This is a genomic window from Mesorhizobium sp. M7A.F.Ca.CA.001.08.2.1, assembly GCF_003998455.1.
GTDB classification, from domain to species: Bacteria; Pseudomonadota; Alphaproteobacteria; order Rhizobiales; family Rhizobiaceae; genus Mesorhizobium; species Mesorhizobium ciceri.
The window spans coordinates 1-1,693 of sequence record NZ_RZPW01001042.1 but is presented as its reverse complement, the minus strand read 5'-3'; the positions used below and the strand labels follow the sequence as shown (position 1 = coordinate 1,693).

Annotated in this window: 2 protein-coding genes and 1 pseudogene; all 3 read left to right on the top strand. The window is 58.2% G+C overall.

Annotation, left to right across the window (positions count from 1 at the left end; all coding sequences use genetic code 11):
• A pseudogene (gene metX, locus EN914_RS39605) lies at positions 1-159 on the top strand (homoserine O-acetyltransferase); the annotation flags it as partial.
• A gap of 58 nt (positions 160-217) precedes the next feature.
• Positions 218-832, top strand: coding sequence for a methionine biosynthesis protein MetW (metW, locus tag EN914_RS34510; protein ID WP_013529385.1), 615 nt, complete (start codon positions 218-220; stop codon positions 830-832).
• A 159-nt stretch (positions 833-991) separates the two neighbouring features.
• On the top strand, positions 992-1,693 hold a 702-nt coding region (locus EN914_RS34505; protein ID WP_127389643.1), incomplete at its 3' end, for a glycosyltransferase.

The window sequence follows — 1,693 nt, the reverse complement described above, 5'->3', positions numbered from 1 at the left end:
ATCGTGCATGCGCTCAACGCCGCCGGCGCATCGGTATCCTTCGTCGAGATCGAGACCGACCGAGGCCACGACGCATTCCTGCTCGACGAGCCGGAACTGTTTGCCGCGATAAACGGCTTCATCGGCTCGGCGGCCCGGGCGAGAGGGCTGAGCGCATGATCTCGAAAAATTGCAGGCTTTTCCGATCGGGATCACGCGCCAGGCGGGAGGCGAAGCCATGAGCGTCAACCGCGACCAGCGCGTCGACCTCGAAGTCGTCGCCAACCTCATCCCGCCACAGTCGCGCGTGCTCGATGTCGGCTCGGGCGACGGCTCGCTGCTCGAACTGCTACAGGACACCAAGCAAGTCGACGGCCGTGGACTCGAGCTGTCGCAGCGCGGCGTCAACGAATGTGTGGCGCGCGGCCTCTCGGTCATCCAGGGCGATGCCGACAAGGATCTCGAATTCTATCCCGACAAGGGCTTTGACTTCGTCGTCCTGTCGCAGACGCTGCAGGCCACCCGCAACCCCAAGCTGGTGCTGGACGAACTGCTCAGGATCGGCAACCGCGCCATCGTCTCCTTCCCCAATTTCGGCCATTGGCGTGTGCGCCTGTCGCTGTTCCTCAACGGCCGCATGCCGGTGACCAAGGACCTGCCCTATTCCTGGTACGACACGCCCAACATCCACTTCTGCACCATCCGCGATTTCGTCAATCTGTGCGACGAACTCGGCGCGACAGTCGAGAAGGCAACCGCCCTCGACGCCGCCGGCCAGAAGATCGGCTTGTCGATGCCGTGGTGGTTCTGGAATTTCTTCGGCCAGCAGGCAGTGTTCTTGCTGAAACGGTAATTTCCGCACCGATCAAAGACCCGACTCGCCAAGCAACAGTGTGTTTGCCGCCGAGCAAAGTCGCCCTGTATGACGATCGCGAACCAGTGTAAATGGCGTCGACTGTTTGACAGCGGGCTAGTGCGGCTATAGCCACACTGACGGCTCGGGGGGGCAAAAATGGTCGAAGAACGCGCAACTTATTCACTCGTCGTCGAAATGGAGAATGCAAAGTCGATCGACTGGGACGAGATCGGCGTTGGGATGAAGGCCTTGGCTCGGGAAATCTCATCGGTTTCAGCAACCGGTTCAGCGCGACCAAGGATCGTCATCTCTCACGGCGGAGCAGAGTCGGACAAAGAGGCGTTGCGTCGTGAGATTTCGAATGAGGCCCCGCAGCTCGGTCAGGTTGCCGAACTCGTCTTCACAGCTTTCCCTGGTGGCCGATATTACGACCTGAAGAACAACGGTATGCTGGCATCGGATGGAGATATCGTCATCTTTCTGGATTCCGACGTGGTCGCGGAACCAGGATGGCTATCAGGACTGCTTGAACCCTTTGAAAACTCTGAAGTTATCTGCGCAAACGGATATACATACCTTTCATACGACGACTTCTTTTCAAGAACCTTTGCGTTGATCTGGTTTTTCCCGATGGCCCGTGGAGACGGTCGATTTGCCTCGAAGCGAGCGATCAACGCCAACAATGTAGCGTTTCGACGCGAGTGGATCCTCAGCCATCCTTTTCCAAAACATAACGGCTTCAAGGTTTCCTGCACTTTGCTGATGCGCGAACTGCTGCGGGAGGGCCACAAAATTCATAATGTCAACGCACGCGTTTATCACTATTCGCCGCGGGGCTGGCGGTTCTTTTACTGGCGC

Bases quoted from the DNA above. Each gene is read 5' to 3' on its own strand.
- metW (WP_013529385.1), top strand. From the start codon at position 218: ATGAGCGTCAACCGCGACCAGCGCGTCGACCTCGAAGTCGTCGCCAAC.